Source organism: Labrys monachus, assembly GCF_030814655.1.
Lineage (GTDB): Bacteria > Pseudomonadota > Alphaproteobacteria > Rhizobiales > Labraceae > Labrys > Labrys monacha.
Genome location: NZ_JAUSVK010000001.1, coordinates 4,866,422 through 4,884,502, shown reverse-complemented (window position 1 = coordinate 4,884,502; position 18,081 = coordinate 4,866,422). Strand labels below are relative to the sequence as shown.

Annotated in this window: 21 protein-coding genes; 7 read left to right on the top strand and 14 right to left on the bottom strand. The window is 68.3% G+C overall.

The features are described from left to right. Nucleotides 1–77 precede the first annotated feature (77 nt). The 5 genes from J3R73_RS22340 to J3R73_RS22320 all read left to right on the top strand — a co-directional run bounded on the left by J3R73_RS22340 (nt 78) and on the right by J3R73_RS22320 (nt 4,573). Nucleotides 78–623 carry an adenine phosphoribosyltransferase gene (locus J3R73_RS22340; RefSeq protein ID WP_307432215.1) on the top strand — a complete coding sequence of 182 codons (546 nt, stop codon included), beginning with the start codon at nt 78–80 and terminating at the stop codon, nt 621–623. A gap of 180 nt (nt 624–803) precedes the next feature. After that, nucleotides 804–1,478 (top strand): 50S ribosomal protein L25/general stress protein Ctc, encoded by a 675-nt coding sequence (locus J3R73_RS22335; protein ID WP_307432212.1) that lies wholly within the window; start codon nt 804–806, stop codon nt 1,476–1,478. A gap of 85 nt (nt 1,479–1,563) precedes the next feature. Further along, nucleotides 1,564–2,172 (top strand): aminoacyl-tRNA hydrolase, encoded by a 609-nt coding sequence (gene pth / locus J3R73_RS22330; RefSeq protein ID WP_307432210.1) that lies wholly within the window; start codon nt 1,564–1,566, stop codon nt 2,170–2,172. Between the two features lie 115 nt (nt 2,173–2,287). Next, the gene (gene ychF / locus J3R73_RS22325) at nt 2,288–3,385 is read left to right on the top strand and encodes a redox-regulated ATPase YchF (RefSeq protein WP_307432207.1); all 1,098 of its coding nucleotides are present in this window, start codon (nt 2,288–2,290) and stop codon (nt 3,383–3,385) included. 147 nt (nt 3,386–3,532) lie between these two features. Then, nucleotides 3,533–4,573 carry a LacI family DNA-binding transcriptional regulator gene (locus J3R73_RS22320; protein WP_307432204.1) on the top strand — a complete coding sequence of 347 codons (1,041 nt, stop codon included), beginning with the start codon at nt 3,533–3,535 and terminating at the stop codon, nt 4,571–4,573. Between the two features lie 16 nt (nt 4,574–4,589). Here the strand turns inward: J3R73_RS22320 and phnN are convergent, their stop codons facing one another. The 9 genes from phnN to phnG all read right to left on the bottom strand — a co-directional run bounded on the left by phnN (nt 4,590) and on the right by phnG (nt 11,720). Continuing rightward, entirely contained in the window at nt 4,590–5,195 is a 606-nt protein-coding gene (gene phnN, locus J3R73_RS22315; RefSeq protein WP_307432200.1) for a phosphonate metabolism protein/1,5-bisphosphokinase (PRPP-forming) PhnN, read from the bottom strand. Beyond that, complete coding sequence (locus J3R73_RS22310) at nt 5,192–6,343, bottom strand: alpha-D-ribose 1-methylphosphonate 5-triphosphate diphosphatase (RefSeq protein ID WP_307432197.1); 1,152 nt, start codon at nt 6,341–6,343, stop codon at nt 5,192–5,194. The genes phnN and J3R73_RS22310 overlap by 4 nt, the downstream gene beginning before the upstream one ends. Nucleotides 6,344–6,360: 17 nt before the next feature. Then, the gene (phnL, locus tag J3R73_RS22305) at nt 6,361–7,074 is read right to left on the bottom strand and encodes a phosphonate C-P lyase system protein PhnL (protein ID WP_307432194.1); all 714 of its coding nucleotides are present in this window, start codon (nt 7,072–7,074) and stop codon (nt 6,361–6,363) included. Beyond that, complete coding sequence (gene phnK / locus J3R73_RS22300; protein WP_307437618.1) at nt 7,071–7,847, bottom strand: phosphonate C-P lyase system protein PhnK; 777 nt, start codon at nt 7,845–7,847, stop codon at nt 7,071–7,073. The genes phnL and phnK overlap by 4 nt, the downstream gene beginning before the upstream one ends. A 2-nt stretch (nt 7,848–7,849) precedes the next feature. After that, the gene (locus tag J3R73_RS22295; RefSeq protein WP_307432191.1) at nt 7,850–8,326 is read right to left on the bottom strand and encodes a GNAT family N-acetyltransferase; all 477 of its coding nucleotides are present in this window, start codon (nt 8,324–8,326) and stop codon (nt 7,850–7,852) included. 337 nt (nt 8,327–8,663) lie between these two features. Then, nucleotides 8,664–9,587: an alpha-D-ribose 1-methylphosphonate 5-phosphate C-P-lyase PhnJ gene (locus tag J3R73_RS22290; protein ID WP_307432189.1), complete on the bottom strand. Its 924-nt coding sequence runs from the start codon at nt 9,585–9,587 to the stop codon at nt 8,664–8,666. Next, on the bottom strand, nt 9,584–10,678 hold the full coding sequence (locus J3R73_RS22285; protein ID WP_307432186.1) for a carbon-phosphorus lyase complex subunit: 1,095 nt from the start codon (nt 10,676–10,678) through the stop codon (nt 9,584–9,586). Before J3R73_RS22285 ends, J3R73_RS22290 begins: the two co-directional genes overlap by 4 nt. A gap of 2 nt (nt 10,679–10,680) precedes the next feature. Continuing rightward, entirely contained in the window at nt 10,681–11,283 is a 603-nt protein-coding gene (gene phnH, locus J3R73_RS22280) for a phosphonate C-P lyase system protein PhnH (protein ID WP_307432183.1), read from the bottom strand. Beyond that, the gene (gene phnG / locus J3R73_RS22275) at nt 11,283–11,720 is read right to left on the bottom strand and encodes a phosphonate C-P lyase system protein PhnG (protein WP_307437615.1); all 438 of its coding nucleotides are present in this window, start codon (nt 11,718–11,720) and stop codon (nt 11,283–11,285) included. The genes phnH and phnG overlap by 1 nt, the downstream gene beginning before the upstream one ends. A gap of 111 nt (nt 11,721–11,831) precedes the next feature. On the opposite strand from phnG, the gene phnF reads away from it, so the two are divergent. Continuing rightward, entirely contained in the window at nt 11,832–12,584 is a 753-nt protein-coding gene (gene phnF / locus J3R73_RS22270) for a phosphonate metabolism transcriptional regulator PhnF (RefSeq protein ID WP_307432179.1), read from the top strand. 27 nt (nt 12,585–12,611) lie between these two features. On the opposite strand, the gene J3R73_RS22265 is transcribed toward phnF, so the two are convergent. After that, the gene (locus J3R73_RS22265; protein ID WP_307432174.1) at nt 12,612–13,658 is read right to left on the bottom strand and encodes a lysine-2,3-aminomutase-like protein; all 1,047 of its coding nucleotides are present in this window, start codon (nt 13,656–13,658) and stop codon (nt 12,612–12,614) included. Nucleotides 13,659–13,850: 192 nt separating this feature from the next. On the opposite strand from J3R73_RS22265, the gene J3R73_RS22260 reads away from it, so the two are divergent. Next, nucleotides 13,851–14,096 carry a hypothetical protein gene (locus J3R73_RS22260; protein WP_307432171.1) on the top strand — a complete coding sequence of 82 codons (246 nt, stop codon included), beginning with the start codon at nt 13,851–13,853 and terminating at the stop codon, nt 14,094–14,096. Between the two features lie 24 nt (nt 14,097–14,120). Here the strand turns inward: J3R73_RS22260 and phnE (J3R73_RS22255) are convergent, their stop codons facing one another. The 4 genes from phnE (J3R73_RS22255) to phnC form a co-directional block, all read right to left on the bottom strand. Further along, the gene (gene phnE / locus J3R73_RS22255; protein WP_307432168.1) at nt 14,121–14,990 is read right to left on the bottom strand and encodes a phosphonate ABC transporter, permease protein PhnE; all 870 of its coding nucleotides are present in this window, start codon (nt 14,988–14,990) and stop codon (nt 14,121–14,123) included. After that, nucleotides 14,987–15,922: a phosphonate ABC transporter, permease protein PhnE gene (gene phnE / locus J3R73_RS22250; RefSeq protein WP_442358291.1), complete on the bottom strand. Its 936-nt coding sequence runs from the start codon at nt 15,920–15,922 to the stop codon at nt 14,987–14,989. Before phnE (J3R73_RS22250) ends, phnE (J3R73_RS22255) begins: the two co-directional genes overlap by 4 nt. A gap of 94 nt (nt 15,923–16,016) precedes the next feature. Continuing rightward, the gene (gene phnD, locus J3R73_RS22245; protein WP_307432162.1) at nt 16,017–16,952 is read right to left on the bottom strand and encodes a phosphonate ABC transporter substrate-binding protein; all 936 of its coding nucleotides are present in this window, start codon (nt 16,950–16,952) and stop codon (nt 16,017–16,019) included. Nucleotides 16,953–17,018: 66 nt separating this feature from the next. Next, a complete protein-coding gene (gene phnC / locus J3R73_RS22240; protein WP_307432159.1) occupies nt 17,019–17,840 on the bottom strand; it encodes a phosphonate ABC transporter ATP-binding protein in 822 nt (273 codons plus the stop codon). Nucleotides 17,841–18,081 lie beyond the last annotated feature (241 nt).

The following is an 18,081-nucleotide window of genomic DNA, read 5'->3' as shown; positions in this document are numbered from 1 at the left end:
CTTTGATGGGCAAGCCGGGCTCGACTCCCGCCTCTCGGCGTGGTCTCTTCCGGCACCGCCATGATGCGAAAGACGCCATGACCGCCAAGTCCTCCAAGATCCTCAAGGATGCGATCCGCACCATTCCGGACTATCCCAAGCCGGGGATCGAATTCCGCGACATCACCACGCTGCTGGGCGATGCCTGGGCGTTCCGCCGCGCCGTCGACGAACTGGTGCAGCCCTGGGCCGGCGCCAAGATCGACAAGGTCGCCGGCATCGAAGCCCGCGGCTTCATCCTCGGCGGCGCGCTCGCCCACCAGCTTTCCGCCGGCTTCGTCCCGGTGCGCAAGAAGGGCAAGCTGCCGCATGAGACGGTGCGCATCGCCTATTCGCTCGAATATGGCCTCGACGAGATGGAGGTCCACAAGGACGCGGTGAAGCCGGGCGAGAAGGTCATCCTGGTCGACGACCTCGTCGCCACCGGCGGGACGGCGGAGGCCGCGGTCAGGCTCCTGCGCGAGATCGGCGCCGACGTGATCGCGGCGGTCTTCGTGATCGACCTTCCCGCCCTCAAGGGCGCCGACCGGATAAGGGCGCTCGGCGTGCCCGTGCACACGCTGATGGCGTTCGAGGGGCACTGAGCGGTGCGCCGGCATCCTGCCGCTTCCGGCTGCGCGAGGCGGCACGCCGCAATCATTTGCATTTTGCCGGGCTTCGGTCTATGAGCACGGCGTCCCGCGACCAGACACCCCTGGAGGCAAAGCGGGACAGCCGTAACGGCCGCGTCAGCGGCTTTTTTTGATCGTTTCAAGGAATATACCATGTCCGTCGTGAAGCAGATTTCCGCCACGGCGCGCACGCAAGTGGGCAAGGGGGCCGCGCGTGCCGTTCGTCGTGAAGGAAAAGTGCCGGCCGTCATCTACGGTGCCGGCAAGCCCCCCATCGCCATCGCGCTCGACGCCAAGGCGACGAATCTCCTCGTCTATGCCGGCCACTTCCTGACCAACGTCCTGGAGATCGACGTCGAGGGCACCAAGTCCCGCGTCATTCCGCGCGACTATGCGCTGGATCCGATCAAGGACACCGTCGAGCACGTCGACTTCCTGCGTATCGACGCGGGTTCGCGCCTGCGCGTCGAAATCCCGGTCCATGCCATCAATGCTGCGGCCTCCCCGGGCGTGAAGCGCGGCGGAACGGTCAATATCGTCGCGCATACGCTGGCCGTGCTGGCGCCGGCCGACAATATTCCCGATGCGATCGAAGTCGACGTGTCCAGCCTCGACATCAACGATTCCCTGCATATCTCGCAGGTTACCCTGCCGGCCGGCGTGTCCTTCGCGGGCCAGGGCGACGAGACGCTGGTTTCGATCGTCGCGCCCGCGGCGGACGAAGAACCGGCGGCTACGGCCGAAGCCGCCGCACCGGCTGCGGCTGCCAAGGCTCCGGCCGCGGCCGCCAAGGCTCCGGCTGCCAAGGCTCCCGCGCCGAAGAAGTAATCCGGCCTGTCGCGCCCGTCGGGGAAGGCCGGGTTCGCCCGGCCTTTTTTGCGTGGCGGATCGTCTTTCCTGAAAGGTTCCCGCCATGCGCTTGTTTGTCGGGCTCGGCAATCCCGGCGCCAAATATGCCGCCAACCGCCACAATATCGGCTTCATGGCCCTCGACGAGATCGCGCGGCGGCACCGCTTCGCCCCCTGGCGCGCGCGTTTCCAGGGCCAGGTCGGCGAAGGCGTGATCGGCGAGGAGCGGGTGATGCTGCTGAAGCCGCAGACCTTCATGAACGAGAGCGGACAGTCGGTGGGCGAGGCCATGCGCTTCTTCAAGCTCGGCCTCCGCGACATCTCCGTCTTCCACGACGAGCTCGACCTTGCGCCTGCGAAGATGCGCGTGAAGGTCGGCGGCGGCAATGCCGGGCACAACGGCCTGCGCTCGATCACGGCGCATTGCGGCAATGATTATCGCCGGGTCAGGCTCGGCATCGGCCATCCCGGCGACAAGGCGCTGGTCTATCCCTATGTATTGGGCGATTTCGCCAAGGCGGAGCGGCCCTGGGTCGAGGATCTGTGCGTGGCCTGCGCCGACGCCGCGGCGCTGCTGGCGTCCGGCGAGGATGCGAGCTTCCAGAACAAGGTGCACCTGTTCATGGAGGCCCATGGCCATGGCGCGGTCAGGCTGCCGGGCGCAAGGGACTGACATCGGCGGACTGACATCGGCTGTGGCGGCCGGCTGACGGACGGTCTATCAGCGTGTGAACAATCTTGCCGGTGGCTGCGAGCCTTCGGCGCAGCATGAATGACGAGCGAGAGCCATGGGTTTCAAATGCGGTATCGTCGGCCTGCCCAATGTCGGCAAGTCGACCCTGTTCAATGCGCTGACGCAGACGGCGGCGGCACAGGCGGCGAACTATCCCTTCTGCACCATCGAGCCGAATGTCGGCGACGTCGCGGTGCCGGATGAGCGGCTGGAGAAGCTGGCGGCGATCTCCAAATCGGCGACCATCATCCCGACCCGCCTGACCTTCGTCGACATCGCCGGCCTGGTGCGGGGCGCCTCCAAGGGCGAGGGGCTCGGCAACCAGTTCCTGGGCAATATCCGCGAATGCGATGCCATCGCCCATGTCGTGCGCTGCTTCGAGGATGGCGACGTCACCCATGTCGAAGGCAAGATCGATCCGGTCGCCGATATCGAGACCATCGAGACCGAGCTGATGATCGCCGACCTCGACAGCCTCGAGCGCCGGGTCGTCGCGCTGGAAAAGAAGGCGCGCGGCGGCGACAAGGATTCCAAGGAGACGCTCGACCTCGTCAACCGCGCTCTGGTGCTGCTGCGGGAGGGCAAGCCTGCCCGTCTCGTCGACGTGAAGCCGGAAGAGCGCCGCGCCTTCGACATGCTCCAGCTCCTTTCCGCCAAGCCGGTGCTCTATGTCTGCAATGTCGAGGAGGCCTCCGCCGACAAGGGCAACGCGCTGTCGGACAAAGTGAAGGCCCGCGCCGCCGAGGAGGGCGCCAAGGCCGTCATCGTCTCCGCCAAGATCGAGAGCGAGATCGCCGTGCTGCCGCCCGACGAGCAGAAGGACTATCTCGACGCCATCGGCCTGTCGGAGCCCGGCCTCAACCGCGTGATCCGCACGGGCTATGAGCTTCTCGACCTCGTGACCTATTTCACGGTCGGACCGAAGGAAGCGCGCGCCTGGACCATCACCAAGGGCATGCGCGCGCCCCAGGCGGCCGGCGTCATCCATTCGGATTTCGAGAAGGGCTTCATCCGCTCGGAGACCATCGCCTATGGCGACTATATCGCCCTCAACGGCGAGAGCGGCGCCAAGGAAGCCGGCAAGTTCCGCCTGGAGGGCAAGGAATACGTCGTCGCCGACGGCGACGTGCTGCATTTCCGCTTCGCGACCTGACCGCCGCCGCGGGGCAGAGGCCGGGCGCCGATCGATGCACCGATCCGGCTCGCCCTCTCGCCGCTTCCGATGCGGATTCCGCTGAGAACATCGATTTATCCATGGTATGCAGAGCCGGGGCCATCGACGGACCTCCCGGGAAGCGCCATGCCAGACCCCGATCCGGCGCGTGGAACGGCCAGTGAGCGGCCGACCATCCACGATGTCGCACGGCTCGCCAATGTTTCGCCTGCCACGGTTTCGAAGGTGCTGCGCGGCGTCGGCGCGGTGAAGGCGGACAATGCCGCCCGCATCCACCAGGCGGTGCGGGAACTCGGATTTCGCATCGATCCTCTCGCCGCCAATCTCCGGCGCTCCCGGCGTTCCATCGTCGGCCTGGTGGTGCCCGATTTCCGCAACCCCTTCTTCGGATCGATCGTCGCCGCGTTCGAGCGGCTGGCCGAGAGCAGCGGCTATCGTCTCGTCGCCGTCAGCAGTTCCGAGAAGCCCGAGCGGGAGGGCAGCCAGATCGAGGCGCTGCTCGACTGGCGCGTCGCCGGGCTGATCGTGGTGCCGATGGGGGAGACGCCGCCGGTGCAGGCCTCGATCCGCGACCAGAATGTTCCGATGGTGCTGATCGACCGCGTGCCGGACGAGACCGGCTTCGACAAGGTGGCGGTCAACAATGCCGAGGCGAGCGCGGCGGTCATCCGCCACCTCGCCGGCCTCGGGCACCGGCGCATCCTGGTGGCCTGCGCGTCGCCGGAACGCACCACCATGCGCGAACGCATGCGGGGCGTCATGGCGGCGGCCGAGGCGGCTGGGCTCGCCGGCGCCGTCGAGGTCGTCGCCTGCGGCCATGACGTCGCTTCGGCCATGGCGGCGATGGCCGAGCGCTTCGCGGCGGGGAACCTGCCGACGGCCGCCTTTGCCCTGTTCAGTCCGGCGACGCTGGCGATCCTGCGCGAGGTGGAGAGGCGGGGCCTCGCCGTGCCCCGCGACCTCTCGGTCGTCGGCTTCGACGATGTCGAGTGGATGCAGGTCACCCATCCGCCGATCGCCGCCGTCATCCAGCCGATCGAGGAGATCGCCGGCACGGCCTGGACGCAGCTGATGCACCGCCTCGCCAATCCCGGCGGGGCGCCCTGCTCGTTCGAGGTCACCTGCCGGCTGGATTTCCGCGCCTCGGTCGCGCCGCCGGGGCAATAGGCCGCGCCGACGGCTCTCACATCGGCATTCGCGGGGCTTCCGGATAGGCGGTGTCCACCAGTTCTGCCCGCAGATAGGCGACAAGCCGGTCGATCGCCGCTTCCACCGGGCCGTCATTGGTGATGATGAGATCGGGCCCGAGCGCATCCTCGCGGTCGATCCTGCGGGCGAGGCGGGCGCGGATCAGGTCGGCGCTCTCGCGTCCGCGGGCGGCGAGGCGGGCGGCGATGACCTCGGCCGGTGCGGTGACGAGGACGACGGCAACCGCCGGAAAGTTCTGGCGCGCGTCGGCGATGCTCGATCGCGACAGATTGCAGACGGCGTGGACGCCGCTGCGGACCATGTCGCGCAAGGCCAGCGGCAGGCCGTAGCCCAACCCGTGGGCATGCCAGGACAGGGAGAAGCCGCCTTCTGCCTCGGCCCTCGCGAACGCCGCATCCGAAAGCGTGTCGTGGTCCTCGGCCGCCGAGGGCGGACGGGTGACGATGCGGCGGGGGAACAGGATACGGGCATCGCCGTCGAGCCTCATGCGTGCGGCGTCGATGAGCGTATCCTTGCCGGCGCCGCTGGGGCCGACCACGGCGATCAGCTTGCCGGTGCGCGGCCTCGGCGCGATCGTCATGCCGCGATCCTTCCCTCGCGCCAGACCCGGCGCACGATCGGCGTCGAGCCGGCGCTGCCGACCCTGAGCAGATCGGCCCGGCGGCCCTTTTCGAGGCGGCCGCGGTCGTCGAGGCCGGTGGCGCGAGCCGGCGTGTCCGTCACCATGCGGATGGCGGCCGGCAGGTCGATCGCCGGCACGCGCTCGGGCAGCAGGAACGCCGCCAGCAGGAGGCTCCCCGGCACATAGTCGGAGGAGAGGATGTCGAGGACCTTTTCGCGCGCCAGGTCGGCCGCGGCGATGTTGCCGGAATGCGAGCTGCCCCGCACCACATTGGGAGCCCCCATCATCACGCGGATGCCGGCGGCATGCGAGGCCAGCGCGGCTTCCAGGGTCGTCGGGAATTCGGCGATGGCGACACCGTCCGCGACCGCTTCCTCGACATGGGTGGCGGTCGCGTCGTCATGGCTGGCGAGCACGATGCCGTGGCGGCGGGCCAGTGCTACCAGGCTGGTGCGGCTATGGGAGGCGTAGCGGGCGTGCTTGTCCAGCTTGGCGTCGATATAGGCCTGGACGTCGGCACCGTCGAGCCCGCGCTTGGGCATGTAGAACTTCATCCACTGGTCGAGATTGCGGAACTGGCGCTGCCCCGGCGTGTGGTCCATCAGCGAGAGCATGTGGATCTCGTAGGAGCCATGATAGCGCTCGAAATCGGCGAGGACGTCATGGGTCGCGAGCTCGCAGCGCAGATGGGTGCGGTGCTCGACCCGCAGATGCCCGCCCCGGCGCGCTTCCTCGAGAGCGGCGGCGAGGATGTTGCCCTCGCTCGAGATGGTGTTCTCCTCGTTCTCCGAGCCCAGCCGGATCGAATCGAACACCGTGGTGATGCCGGAGGCGGCGATCTGCGCGTCATAGGCCATCACGGCGCTCAGCGCATGCCAGCGCACGGTCGGGCGGGGGGCGTAATGGGCTTCGAGATGGTCGGTATGAAGCTCGATCAGGCCGGGGACGACATGGTCGCCGCCCATGTCGAGGCCGGGCTCGGGCGCCTCGCCTTCGCCGAGATCCACGATCATGCCCTTGTCGACGGCGAGCCAGCCATGCTCGACGATGCGGTCGACGAGGACGAGGCGGGCATTGGTCAGAAGGAATTGGTCACGGTCGGGCATGGCTGGAGTTCCGAGGTTCAGGCGGCCGGCGAAGGCGAGAAACGGGTGACGTCGACGATGCGGTCGGCGACCCGTCCGCGGACATCTTCATCGTGGAAGATGCCGACGATGGCGACGCCTTTTTGCTTCTTCTCCTGCACGAGGTCGACGACGACGGCGCGGTTGGCGGCATCGAGCGAGGCGGTCGGCTCGTCGAGCAGGAGGAGCGGACGGTCCGGGGCGAGGCCGCGCGCGATGTTGACGCGCTGCTGCTCGCCGCCGGAAAAGGTTGCCGGCGGCAGGCCCCACAGCCTTTCGGGCACGTTGAGCAGGCTCAGCAGGCGCCTGGCGCGGGCGGTCGCCTCCTCGGCGCCGAGGCCGGCCTCGCGGGCCGCGTCGGCGACGATGGCGAGCGCCGGCACGCGGGGGATGACGCGCAGGAACTGGCTGACATAGCCCATGACGTCCCGGCGCAAGGCGAGGATGCGGCGCGGCGCGGCGCTGGCGACGTCGACCTCCTCGTCGCCGTCGCGCAGGAGGATGCGGCCCTGGTCGCAGCGGTAATTGCCGTAGATCATCTTCAGGATCGAGGATTTGCCGGCGCCCGACGGGCCGCCGAGCACCACGCATTCGCCCGGCATCACCGCGAAGCCGACATCGCGCATCACGCCGATGCGCTGGCCGCCCTGCAGATGGAGGGTGAAGCTCTTGCCGACCGCCTCGAGGGCGAGGAAGGGAGGGGAATTGCTCATGCTGCCAGCACCGAGGAAACCAGAAGCTGCGTATAGGCTTCGTGCGGATCGTCCAGGACCTGGTCCGTCAGCCCGGTCTCGATCACGCGGCCCTGCTTCATCACCATGATACGATGGGATAACAGCCGTGCGACGGCAAGATCGTGGGTGACGATGACCACGGCGATGCCGAGATCGGCGACGAGGCCGCGCAGGAGGTCGAGCAGGCGGGCCTGCACCGAAACGTCGAGGCCGGAGGTCGGCTCGTCCATGAAGACGAGGCGGGGGCGGGTGACGAGATTGCGGGCGATCTGCAGGCGCTGGCGCATGCCGCCCGAGAAGCTGGTCGGCAGGTCGTCGATGCGGCCGGCCTCGATCTCGACCCGGCCGAGCCAGTCGACCGCGGCCTCGCGGATGCGGCCGTAATGGCGGGCGCCCACCGCCATCAGCCGCTCGCCGACATTGGCGCCGGCCGAAACGCCCATGCGCAGGCCGTCCCGGGCGTCCTGGCGCACGAAGCCCCAGTCGGTGCGCAGGAGGAAGCGCCGTTCCGCCTCGCTGAGCGAGAACAGGTCCCGCGTGACGCCGTCGCGCATGCGGTAATCGACGTGTCCGGCGGTCGGCTCCAGCTCGCTGGAGAGGAGGCCCAGCAGCGTCGACTTGCCTGACCCCGATTCGCCGACGACGGCGAGGACCTCGCCCTCGTGGAGGTCGAAGGAGACGTCGGCGCAGCCGAGGCGGACGCCGTAATGCTTGGTCAAGCCGCGTGCCCGGAGGAGGGGCTCTTCTTGCATCGTCATGCCGAGGGCTCCGGCAGGGGCAGGAGGAAGGAGATGCCATGCCGCTCGAAGCCGAGCGAATCATAGAAGGCATGGGCGTTGGCGGTCTTGAAGCCGGAGGACAGGGCGACCTTGTAGCACCCCTTCTCGCCGGCCATCGCGATGGCGCGGCGGAGCATGGCCTTGCCGAGGCCCTCGCCCTGCCGGCCGGATGCCACGACGACCGCCTCGATCAGCCCCGAGAAGCGGCCGCGCCGTGCGATATTGTCGATGATCATCAGGCAGAACGTGCCGACCACCGTGCCATCGCGTTCGGCGACATAGAGCGTGTAGTCCGGATAGGCGGCAAAGCGTGCCAGCTTGGCCTTGGCTTCGTCCAGCGACAGGATGTTGTCGCCATTGAAATCGGGTTGGCCGTACAGGGCGAGCACCGCCGGCAGGTCGGCTTCGCCACCGGGCCGGACGAGGAGGGAAGGGTCTGACGAGGAGCACATCTAGCTGAAATCCGATCGAAGGGAGCGATTGCCTTCCCGGGAGCGCGGACGTCCCGTCCGCCCTTCCTCGCCGCGCGGCGCAGGCGGGTGGGCGCCGACGGCCGCGGGTGGGAGGCCAAGAGGATCAAGCGCCTTCTCCCGGGCCGGGACTCCGCATTTCCTCCGGAAATGCTTGGGGTACCGGCAGGGAGATGAGGGCCTGAACTTCAGCGAAGAGAGCTCGATGGCCGTATTCGAATTGTCGAACGTCAGGCCCTCATCCGGCGCTCCGCGCCACCTTCTCCCATTCGGGAGAAGGAAGATTGCGCTCTGCATGGCGCCCATGAACGCATCCGCCTCAGCCATGGCCGCCTCCGGCGAGCGCGTCCGGCGCCTCGCCCAGCATCGCGCCCTTGTGGCCCTCGGCCCGCCGCTTCTCGCAATGATCGGTGTCCGAGCAGACGAACATGCGTCCGCCGCGATCGTCGAGCACGACTTCGTCGAGATAGACGGCCGTCGCGGCGCACAGCGCGCAGGGCTGGCTGAATTCCTGCACGGTGAAGGGATGGTCCTCGAAATCGAGGCTGCGGACGGCGGTGTGCGGCGGTACCGCATAGATGCGCTTCTCGCGGCCGGCGCCGAACAATTGCAGCGCCTCGCAGTCGTCGAGCTTGGGATTGTCGAATTTCGGCGTGGGGGAGGGATCCATCACATAGCGCCCGGCGACCTCGACCGGATAGGCGTAGGTGGTGGCGATATGGCCGTGGCGGGCGATGTCCTCATAGAGCTTGACATGCATCAGCCCGTAATCGGCGAGGGCATGCAGCTTGCGGGTCTCGGTCTCGCGCGGCTCCAGGAAGCGCAGCGGCTCGGGGATGGGCACCTGGTAGACGAGGATCTGGTCCGGCTTCAGCGCCGTCTCCGGTACGCGGTGCCGCGTCTGGATGATGGTGGCCTCGGCGGTCGAGGTCGTGGTGGCGACGCCGGCCGTCTTGGCGAAGAAGCGGCGGATCGAGACGGCATTGGTGGTGTCGTCGGCGCCCTGGTCGATGACCTTGAGCACGTCGTCCGGCCCGATCACCGCTGCCGTCACCTGCACGCCGCCGGTGCCCCAGCCATAGGGCATCGGCATCTCGCGCGAGGCGAAGGGGACCTGATAGCCGGGGATGGCGATCGCCTTGAGGATCGCCCGGCGGATCATGCGCTTGGTCTGCTCGTCGAGATAGGCGAAGTTGTAGCCCTGGGCCATGTGGCCGGGCCGGCTCGTCGGTTCGGCACTCATTCGGCGGCCTCCTTCGCGGCGTGGCGCGCGGCATGCTCGGCCCGCAGGCGCCGCACCAGGTCGAGCTCGGCCTGGAAGTCGACATAATGCGGCAGCTTGAGATGCTCGACGAAGCCGGTCGCCTGCACATTGTCGCAATGGGAGAGCACGAATTCCTCGTCCTGGGCCGGGGAGGCGACGGTCTCGCCGAAGTCGCGGGCGCGCAGCGAGCGGTCGACCAGCGCCATCGACATCGCCTTGCGCTCGGCCTGGCCGTAGACGAGGCCGTAGCCGCGCGTGAACTGCGGCGGTGCCTCGGCGGATCCGGCGAACTGGTTGACCATCTGGCATTCGGTGAGGGTGATGCTGCCCATCGGCACCGCGAAGCCGAGTTCCTCCGGCACGAATTCGACCTCGACCTCGCCGAGGCGGATCTCGCCGACGAAGGGGTGGGTGCGGCCATAGCCGCGCTGGGTCGAATAGGCGAGCGACAGCAGGAAGCCCTCGTCGCCGCGCGCCAGGGCCTGCAGGCGCAGGTCGCGATCGGCCGGAAATTCCAGCGGCTCGCGCGTCATGTCGCCGACGGCGGCGTCGGTCCGCGGCTCGGCGTTGCGCTCGATCAGGTCTTCGTCACCGAGAAGGTCGGTGACGCGCGGCACGGCGCCGCCGTCGGCCGGCTTCTCCAGCGGCCGTTCGACGTCCGCCCCGGCCGCGAGCATGAAGTCGATCAGCCGGTGGGTGTAGTCGAAGGTCGGCCCGAGGACCTGCCCGCCCGGCAGGTCCTTGAAGGTGGCGGAGATGCGCCGGCGCAGGGCCATCGCGGCGGTGTCGAGCGGCACGGAGGTGCCGAAGCGGGGCAGGGTGGTGCGGTAGGCCCGCACCAGGAAGACCGCCTCGACGAGGTCGCCCCGCGCCTGCTTGACGGCGAGCGCCGCGAGATCGCGGTCATAGAGCGAGCCCTCCGCCATGACGCGGTCGACGCCGAGGCCGAGCTGCTCGCGGATCTGTTCGGGCGTGAGGTCCGGCACGGCCTCGTCACCGCGGCGGACATGGGCGAGCAGGCGATGGGCATTGTCGATGGCTTCTTCGCCACCCTTGACGGCGACATACACGATCAGGCCTCCCCGATGAGTTTCGACGAGCGCGGCAGCGCCGCGACGATGCCGTCCGACACGAGGAAAAGGTCGATGCCGCGCGGGAAGGAGGCGTGGTTGGCCGCCAGCTCCGCCTCGAAGTCCGCCGGCAGCGGCGCCGCGGCGAGGCCCGCCCGGCCCTTGATGCCGGGGCCGGAGAAGACGAGGTCCGTGCCCGTGCTCAACCGGTCGACGGCGATGACCAGGGTGGTCGAGCGGTCGGGATATTCGTCGCTGCCGGCGGCGAAGACCGCGAAAGCCGGGCAGTGCCGCGCCTCGGCGATCAGCGCGAAGGCGGCGTCGGCCGGATCCGCCACGAAGCGCGCCCCGGTGTGGAAGGCGAGATAGCGCCGCACGGCGGGTTCCGCTGCGAGGGCGGCATCGAGCCAGAGGGGGGCTTCATGATCGGCCAGCGCCAGCGCCACCGCGGCGAGTTCGGGCGTCAGCGGCGCGGGCGGCGCCACGCCTGCGGCGAGCGGCTGCAGGGTCGCCGGCCGCGACAGCGCCGCCATGCAGGCGCGGAAGACGGCCTGCGATTCGAGGGGAGCGTCCGTGAAGCCGGACGCGAAGGCGGAATCGGGCATCAGTCGTCTCCCCGCACCATCGTGAAGAAATTGACCCTGGTCGCCGCGGTCCGGCGGGCGGTGCGGTCCGCCTCGGCGGCAAGCCGCTCGGCGACCGGCCGGAGCGCGGCCTCCACGGCCTGCCGCCGGCTGTCGTCCTGCCAGAGCGCGTCGAGGACGGCGGCGGCCGTCGCCTTCGCGAGGTCCCGGCCGAGGTGATAGGCAAAGCCGATCTCGCCGCCGGCGAGGCGGATCGTCGCCCGCGAGGCGCTGGCCTCCCCCAGGTTGAAGGGGCCCCCGTCGCCGCCGATGCGGCCCTGCAGCATGACGAGGCCGGTCTGCGGCGTCCTCAGGACGTCATGGGCCGGCACCGGCGCCAGCCGCTCCAGCGCCTGGTCGAGCTCGGCGCAGCAGGCATGGGCGCAGAGGCGCATCGCGGCCCGGCGCGCATCCGTCATGGTGATGTGAACGTTCGGTGCGATCTCAGTCACGGCCAGATCCATGTCGAGCTTTTCGCTTTAGATGTCTAATGATATAGACAACTATATGACCAACAGCGCAACACCGGTATGACAGTTTCCCGCACCGCCCAGGATTTTATCGCCGCGCCGCGCCGCGACGGCATCGCCGCCTGGCGCAAGATCGCCGATGCGCTGGAGGCGGATATCACCGGCGGCACGCTGATGGCCGGCAGCCAGCTGCCGGCCGAGACGCTGCTCGCCGAGCGCTTCGCCGTCAATCGCCATACCGTGCGCCGGGCCCTGGCCGAACTCACCGTGAAGGGCCTGGTGCGCGCCACGCAGGGCCGGGGCACCTTCGTCGAGGCCCGGCGCCTTCCTTATCCCATCGGTCCGCAGACCCGCTTCACCCAGAATGTCGCGCGGGAGGGGCGCGAGCCGGGCGCAGCGCTTCTCGCGGCGGCCCATGTCCGCGCCGACGAGCGTATCGCCTCCCTGCTGGCGCTGCGGCCCGGCGACCCCGTGCTGCGCCTCGACACGCTGCGCTCGGCCGACGGCGTGCCGCTCACGCTCGGCCTTTCCTTCGTCCCGCTGCCGCGCTTTGCCGGCCTGGAAGCGGCGCTTCGCCTGCATGGGGCGATCACCCCGGCCTTCGCCGCCTGCGGCGTCGCCGACTACCGCCGCCTGGAGACGCGGGTCGGCGCCCGCATCGCGCTGCCCGGCGAAGCCGAGCGGCTCGATCTCGCCCCGGGCCGGCCGGTGATGGTCGTCGACAGCATCAATGTCGATCTCGACGCCGTGCCGATCCAGGCGACCCGCGCCCTGTTCGCGGCGGATCGTACTGAGATCGTCGTGCAGAGCTGAGAGGAGCGGGGACGTCCGCGCTCCGGATCAGGTCGCGTCGCGGTAGGCGTGCAGCCGTCCCTGCGGGTCGGTGACGGCATAGGCGCCGTCGTCCTGCCGCTGCACATAGGCTGGGCCGATCGGAACCTTGCCGTGGCCGCCGGGAATGTCGAGGACATAGGTCGGCTGGGCAAGGCCGGTGAGCGAGCCGCGCAAGGCGCGCATCAGGTCCTGGCCCTGCGCGACCGTCGTCCGGAAATGGCGGGTGCCCTTCGCCAGGTCGCCATGATGCAGGTAGTAGGGCTTGATCCGCATGGCGACCAGCGCCCGGAACAGCGCGGAGAGATCGGCGGCCGTGTCGTTGATGCCGCGCAGCAGCACGGTCTGGCTCACCATCGGAATGCCCGCATCGACGAGACGGGCGCAGGCCTGGCGGGCCGCTGGGCTCAGTTCGCGCACATGATTGGCGTGGAGCGCCACGAAAACCGCCTTGGGGCCGGCGAGGCTCTTCACGAAATCGTCGGTGACGATCTCGGGCGCCACCACCGGCACGCGCGTATGGAAGCGGACGGCGCCGACATGCTCGATCCCGGCGAGGGCGGACATGATCTGCCGGAGCCGCCTCTGCGACAGGATGAAGGGGTCGCCTCCGGTGACGATGACCTCGAAAATATTGGCGTTGCCCGCGATATAGGCGAGCGCGGCATCCAGTTCGGACCGCGTGAGGTTCTCGCCTTCCGGCCCCACCATCTCCCGGCGGAAGCAGAAGCGGCAATAGACGGGGCAGACATGCAGCGGCTTCAGCAGCACCCGGTCGGGATAGCGGTGCACGATGCCCCGCACCGGCGTGAACGGTTCGTCGCCGATGGGGTCGTCCAGTTCCTCCGGGCTCCACAATAGTTCCTGTTCCGTCGGAACGAATTGCGCGGCGATCGGGTCCCCGGCCGGCGGCCCGGTCATCAGGTCGGCCATGCCCGGCGTCACCGCGACGGAGAAGCGGCGGGCGACCTCCTCGATCTCCTCTCGCAGCGATGCGGGAACGAGGCCGCGCCCCTCCAGATCGGATACGCTCCGGAGGCTGGCTTGCTTGTTCATCGTCAGGGTCCTTCACGGGGCCGGAATGCCGGAGACCGCCGAAAATCGATCGCGCCGCCGGAATGTCCCCGCGGCAGGCTCATAGCGGTCCGGGCCGGTTCGCGAAAGCCGGAACGTGCCAAAATGGTGCTCGACGCGCCGGATGGGCGCAGGCATCATCGATATGGGGGGACCCTATCAGGAGAATCAACCATGATCCGGCTGGTCACGATCGCGCTTGTCTCGGCCTGCTTCGCCACGAGCGCGCTGGCGGACACCACCTGCAAGAGCCAGGCGAGCGACAAGAAGCTGGCGGGGGCGGCCCTCACCAGCTTCAGCAAGAAATGCGCGCGGGATGCGGCGACGGCCTGCAACAGCCAGGCTGCGGCTAAGAAGCTCTCGGGAGCGGCCAAGACCAGTTTCGTCAAGAAATGCACCAACGACGCCGTCGGCGGATAGGCGTGGCGCGGGGCCGCCGCCGCGTCAGCTGCGCGGCGGCCGCCCGATGATGGCGAGGCGGATGCGCGACGAGATCAGATCGATGACCGCGACGGTGACCAGGATCATGAAGACGAGGATGCCGAGGGGCTGGAGGTCGAGCATGCGCACCATCTCGGCGAGATATTGGCCGACCCCGCCCGCTCCCACGATGCCGATGATCGTCGCCGAACGGACATTCGATTCGAAGAAGTAGAGCACCTGGCTCGCCATCACCGGCAGGACCTGCGGGATCAGTGCGAAACGGATGCGGTGGAGCTGGTTGCCGCCGGTCGAGATCACGCCTTCGCCCGCCCGTGCGTCGGTGGCCTCGATCGCCTCCGAGAACAGCTTGCCGAGCCCGCCGAAATCGACGCAGATGATCGCCAGCACGCCGGCGAACGGGCCGAGACCCACGACGTTGATCCAGATCAGCGCCCAGATCAGCGCGTCGACGGAGCGGATCACGTCGAGGCCGCGCCGGACGGCGAAATGCGCGAAGATGTTGGGAACGATGTTGCGCGCTGCCAGGAACGACACGGGCGCTGCCAGGATCGCAGCCGTCAGCGTCCCCGCGAAGGCGATGCCGAGCGTCTGCACGAGGGCCTCCACGAAGAACCAGAACCGTCCTTCCGAATCGGGCGGGAGCATCTGCCGGACATAGGTGCCGAGACGCAGCAGACCGGCGGCGAAGCGCTCGGGCGTGATCTCGAGCCTGACCATCGCGAGGAACAGAAGGGCGAGCATGGCCGCAGCCAGCGCGCCGACTTTCGCCCGATTCCGCCAGGACGGCCGGAAATAGGCGGGGTATCGCGCTGCCAGGGCGGCGGGATCCACGTCGCCGGGAGGGCGGTGGGGTGGATGGCCGCCGATCATCGATGGGCCTGCGCGCCCGCCAGGCGGTGGCGAAGCCGTTCGGTCAGGAGGTCGATGACGAAGACGGTGACGATGATCATCACCAGCATGGCGCTGACGTCCGAATAATAGAAGCTGCGGATGGCGACGATGAATTCCTGCCCGATGCCGCCGGCGCCGATGAAGCCCATGACGCTGGCGCTGCGGACATTGATCTCGAAGCGAAGCAGCGTGTAGGACGCGAAGCTCTGCATCACCTGCGGCACCACGGCGAAGCGTATCGTCTGGAGCCAGGAGGCGCCGGTGGCGGTGACGCCTTCGACCGGCTTCATGTCGATGTTCTCGACGACCTCGGCGAACAGCTTGCCGAGCGCGCCCATCGTGTGGACGGTGAGCGCGACGGCACCGGCCATCGGTCCCGATTTGAACGCGATCAGGAAGATCATCGCAAACACGATGTCGGGCACGGTGCGGCAGAATTCGAGCCAGCGCCGCGCCAGGGCGCGCAGGATGCGGCTGGACGTCAGGTTGGCCGACGCGGCGAAGCACAGGAGGAAGGCGCCGACGGCACCGAGAAGCGTGCCGACATAGGCCGCGAGCAGGGTGTCGCCGAGCAGAAGCAGCCACTTGCCGAAATTCCAGTACCAGCTCGCCATGTCCCCGGCGAAGTTGGACAGCGTCAGATGGGGCAGGATGCGGACGATATAGCTGGTGAAATTGTCGATATGGGCGAAGAAAGCCCCGGGCCTGACGTCGGCGGCCCGGGCCGCCAGCGCATAGAGGACGGCGACGACGACGAACCCCAGCCACGCCTTGCGCCGCTTGGCCGCAACCGCATCGCGATAGGTGTGCAGCAGCGCCCTCGACTGAGCCTCGGGCAGTTGGTGGATGGCCGGCAAGAGAGGCTCCGCGTCGAAATCCCCGAAAAGGAAGAGGGCGGACAGGGCGACCATGCGCACCGGGACAAGCGCGATGGGAGGGGCGACCACCGATCGACCCGCTCCCTTGCCGCCTGTGGACAGGGGTGTCGGCGCTCCGTGTCGAGCGTTACTGCGTCCGGCGCTGGGCGTCGTTGAACTTCACCATGTCGATGATGCCCTGGTAGTCCTTGGCGGTGATCGGGGCGAGTTCGAGGTCCTTGCCGTCCGACAGCTTGTCGAAATCGACCTTGTCGTTCTTGCTCATCTGGGTGAGCGCCGCGGTGATCTTCTGCTTGAGGTCGCCGGGCAGCGAGGAGAGGACCGCGTAGGGCCCTTCGGGCAGGAAGCCGGACTTGAAGAGGATGCGGAAGTCCGACTTCTTCATCACCGAACCGTCGTCGTTCTTGAGGATGTTGCGGCTGAGCATGCGCGTCAGGTTGGAATCGTCTTCCGAATTCCAGGCGTTCACCGCGGCGTCGGCCGTGCCCTGGGCGAGCGCCAGCACGGCATTGTCGTGGCTGCCGGCATAGACGGTCGAGCCGAAGAAGGAATCGACCTCGTATCCCTGCTGGTGAAGGTAGAAGCGGGGGGCATTGTTGCCCGAGGTCGAGTTCGGGTCGACCAGAGCGAGCTTCTTGCCCTTGAGGTCGGCGATGCTCTTATAGGGGCTCTCCGCCTTCACATAGAGCACCGAATAGTAGCCGGTGAGGCCGTTGGAATGGCGGGCGACCGCAACCGGTTCGGTGGCGACGCCGGTGATCACGGCGCGGGCATAGGACGCCGGCCCGTAATAGGCGATCTGCGCGAAGCCGGCGCGCTGCGCCTCGATCACCGCGGCATAGTCGCTGGCGACGTTGAGCTTGACGGGAACGCCGACCTGCTTGGCGAGGTAGTCGGCCAGCGGCTGGTAGCGGTCGACGGTGGTCGAGGCGTTCTCGGCCGGGATGACGGCCAGCGTCAGTTCCGGATAGGAGGCCTTCCAGTCCTGGGCGTGAGCCGGCCCCTGGGCGACGGCGGTGAAGGCGGCAGCGGCGAGGCCGAGCAGCATGCGGCGCGAAAGCATGGGCTTTCTCCTGGCGGGTTGAACGGTATCGAGGGCTCGTCGAGGACAGCCTCGACGGCTCGAATCTCAGGCGGCGGTTCGAGCGGGGCGAACCCACCCGGTTCCGGACGAGGCGGCAGCCGGCGGCGCAATTTCGGCATCCATCACCTCGCCGGCTTCGAGGCCGTAGAGCTCGCGGGCCGCCGAGGCGGTGAGGGCTTCGGGCGTGGCGTCGAACACGATCCGTCCGGCCGACATGCCGACCAGCCGGTCGCAATAGCTGCGGGCGAGGTCGAGCGAATGGAGGTTGCAGATGACCGTGATGCCGAAATGCCTGTTGATGCGCAGGAGCGCATCCATCACGACCTTGGTGTTGCGCGGATCGAGCGAGGCGATGGGCTCGTCGGCCAGGATGATCGACGGCTCCTGCATCAGGGCGCGGGCGATGGCGACACGCTGCTGCTGGCCGCCGGACAGGCTGTCGGCGCGCTGCGCGGCGAGGTTGGCGATGTCGAACTGCTCGAGCGCCGACAGGGCCATCGCCCGATCCTCGCGGCTCCACCGTTGCAGCAGGGCATTCGTCGTGGAGATCTTGTTGAGCCGGCCCATCATCACATTGGTGAGGACATCGAGGCGGCCGATCAGGTTGAACTGCTGGAAGATCATGGCACAGCGCGCACGCCAGTCCCGCAGAGCCTGGCCGCGCAGCGCCGTGACGTCGAGGCCGTCGAAGCCGATCCTGCCTTCCGATGGGTCGACCAGCCGGTTCAGCATGCGCAGGAGAGTCGATTTGCCGGCGCCCGATCGCCCGATCACGCCCACGAAGCTGCCGGCCGCGATGTCGAGATTCACGTCGGACACGGCCGACTTGCCGCTGAAACGCCGGGAAACGCCCTCGATAGCCAGCATGCCTGACCTCTCTCGCTGTTGCAGCGCGAAATCGGTACGCTTGCCAAATTACGACGCCATGTCGGTTCCATGATGTTTTGACGACGCATCGACGCCGAGCGTCTCGAACTTCAAGTTGAATCGAAGCCTCAGAAGCGCGGCGCACATCGCGTGGGCCATCAAGGGCCGGCCGCAAGTCGCTGAAAGGACTCCGGGATTGCCGACGCCAGCGCGAAGGGGCCGCCATCGCGCAGCGCGCCTC

Bases quoted from the DNA above. Each gene is read 5' to 3' on its own strand.
- phnE (WP_307432168.1), bottom strand. From the start codon at position 14,990: ATGATCGGCGGCCATCCACCCCACCGCCCTCCCGGCGACGTGGATCCC.
- J3R73_RS22290 (WP_307432189.1), bottom strand. From the start codon at position 9,587: ATGAGTGCCGAACCGACGAGCCGGCCCGGCCACATGGCCCAGGGCTAC.
- J3R73_RS22310 (WP_307432197.1), bottom strand. From the start codon at position 6,343: ATGCCCGACCGTGACCAATTCCTTCTGACCAATGCCCGCCTCGTCCTC.
- pth (WP_307432210.1), top strand. From the start codon at position 1,564: ATGCGCTTGTTTGTCGGGCTCGGCAATCCCGGCGCCAAATATGCCGCC.
- phnG (WP_307437615.1), bottom strand. From the start codon at position 11,720: ATGACGGATGCGCGCCGGGCCGCGATGCGCCTCTGCGCCCATGCCTGC.
- J3R73_RS22260 (WP_307432171.1), top strand. From the start codon at position 13,851: ATGATCCGGCTGGTCACGATCGCGCTTGTCTCGGCCTGCTTCGCCACG.
- J3R73_RS22265 (WP_307432174.1), bottom strand. From the start codon at position 13,658: ATGAACAAGCAAGCCAGCCTCCGGAGCGTATCCGATCTGGAGGGGCGC.
- phnF (WP_307432179.1), top strand. From the start codon at position 11,832: ATGACAGTTTCCCGCACCGCCCAGGATTTTATCGCCGCGCCGCGCCGC.
- J3R73_RS22320 (WP_307432204.1), top strand. From the start codon at position 3,533: ATGCCAGACCCCGATCCGGCGCGTGGAACGGCCAGTGAGCGGCCGACC.
- phnD (WP_307432162.1), bottom strand. From the start codon at position 16,952: ATGCTTTCGCGCCGCATGCTGCTCGGCCTCGCCGCTGCCGCCTTCACC.
- phnK (WP_307437618.1), bottom strand. From the start codon at position 7,847: ATGCAAGAAGAGCCCCTCCTCCGGGCACGCGGCTTGACCAAGCATTAC.
- J3R73_RS22335 (WP_307432212.1), top strand. From the start codon at position 804: ATGTCCGTCGTGAAGCAGATTTCCGCCACGGCGCGCACGCAAGTGGGC.
- phnN (WP_307432200.1), bottom strand. From the start codon at position 5,195: ATGACGATCGCGCCGAGGCCGCGCACCGGCAAGCTGATCGCCGTGGTC.
- phnC (WP_307432159.1), bottom strand. From the start codon at position 17,840: ATGCTGGCTATCGAGGGCGTTTCCCGGCGTTTCAGCGGCAAGTCGGCC.
- J3R73_RS22340 (WP_307432215.1), top strand. From the start codon at position 78: ATGACCGCCAAGTCCTCCAAGATCCTCAAGGATGCGATCCGCACCATT.
- phnL (WP_307432194.1), bottom strand. From the start codon at position 7,074: ATGAGCAATTCCCCTCCCTTCCTCGCCCTCGAGGCGGTCGGCAAGAGC.
- J3R73_RS22295 (WP_307432191.1), bottom strand. From the start codon at position 8,326: ATGTGCTCCTCGTCAGACCCTTCCCTCCTCGTCCGGCCCGGTGGCGAA.
- phnE (WP_442358291.1), bottom strand. From the start codon at position 15,922: ATGGTCGCCCTGTCCGCCCTCTTCCTTTTCGGGGATTTCGACGCGGAG.
- phnH (WP_307432183.1), bottom strand. From the start codon at position 11,283: ATGCCCGATTCCGCCTTCGCGTCCGGCTTCACGGACGCTCCCCTCGAA.
- ychF (WP_307432207.1), top strand. From the start codon at position 2,288: ATGGGTTTCAAATGCGGTATCGTCGGCCTGCCCAATGTCGGCAAGTCG.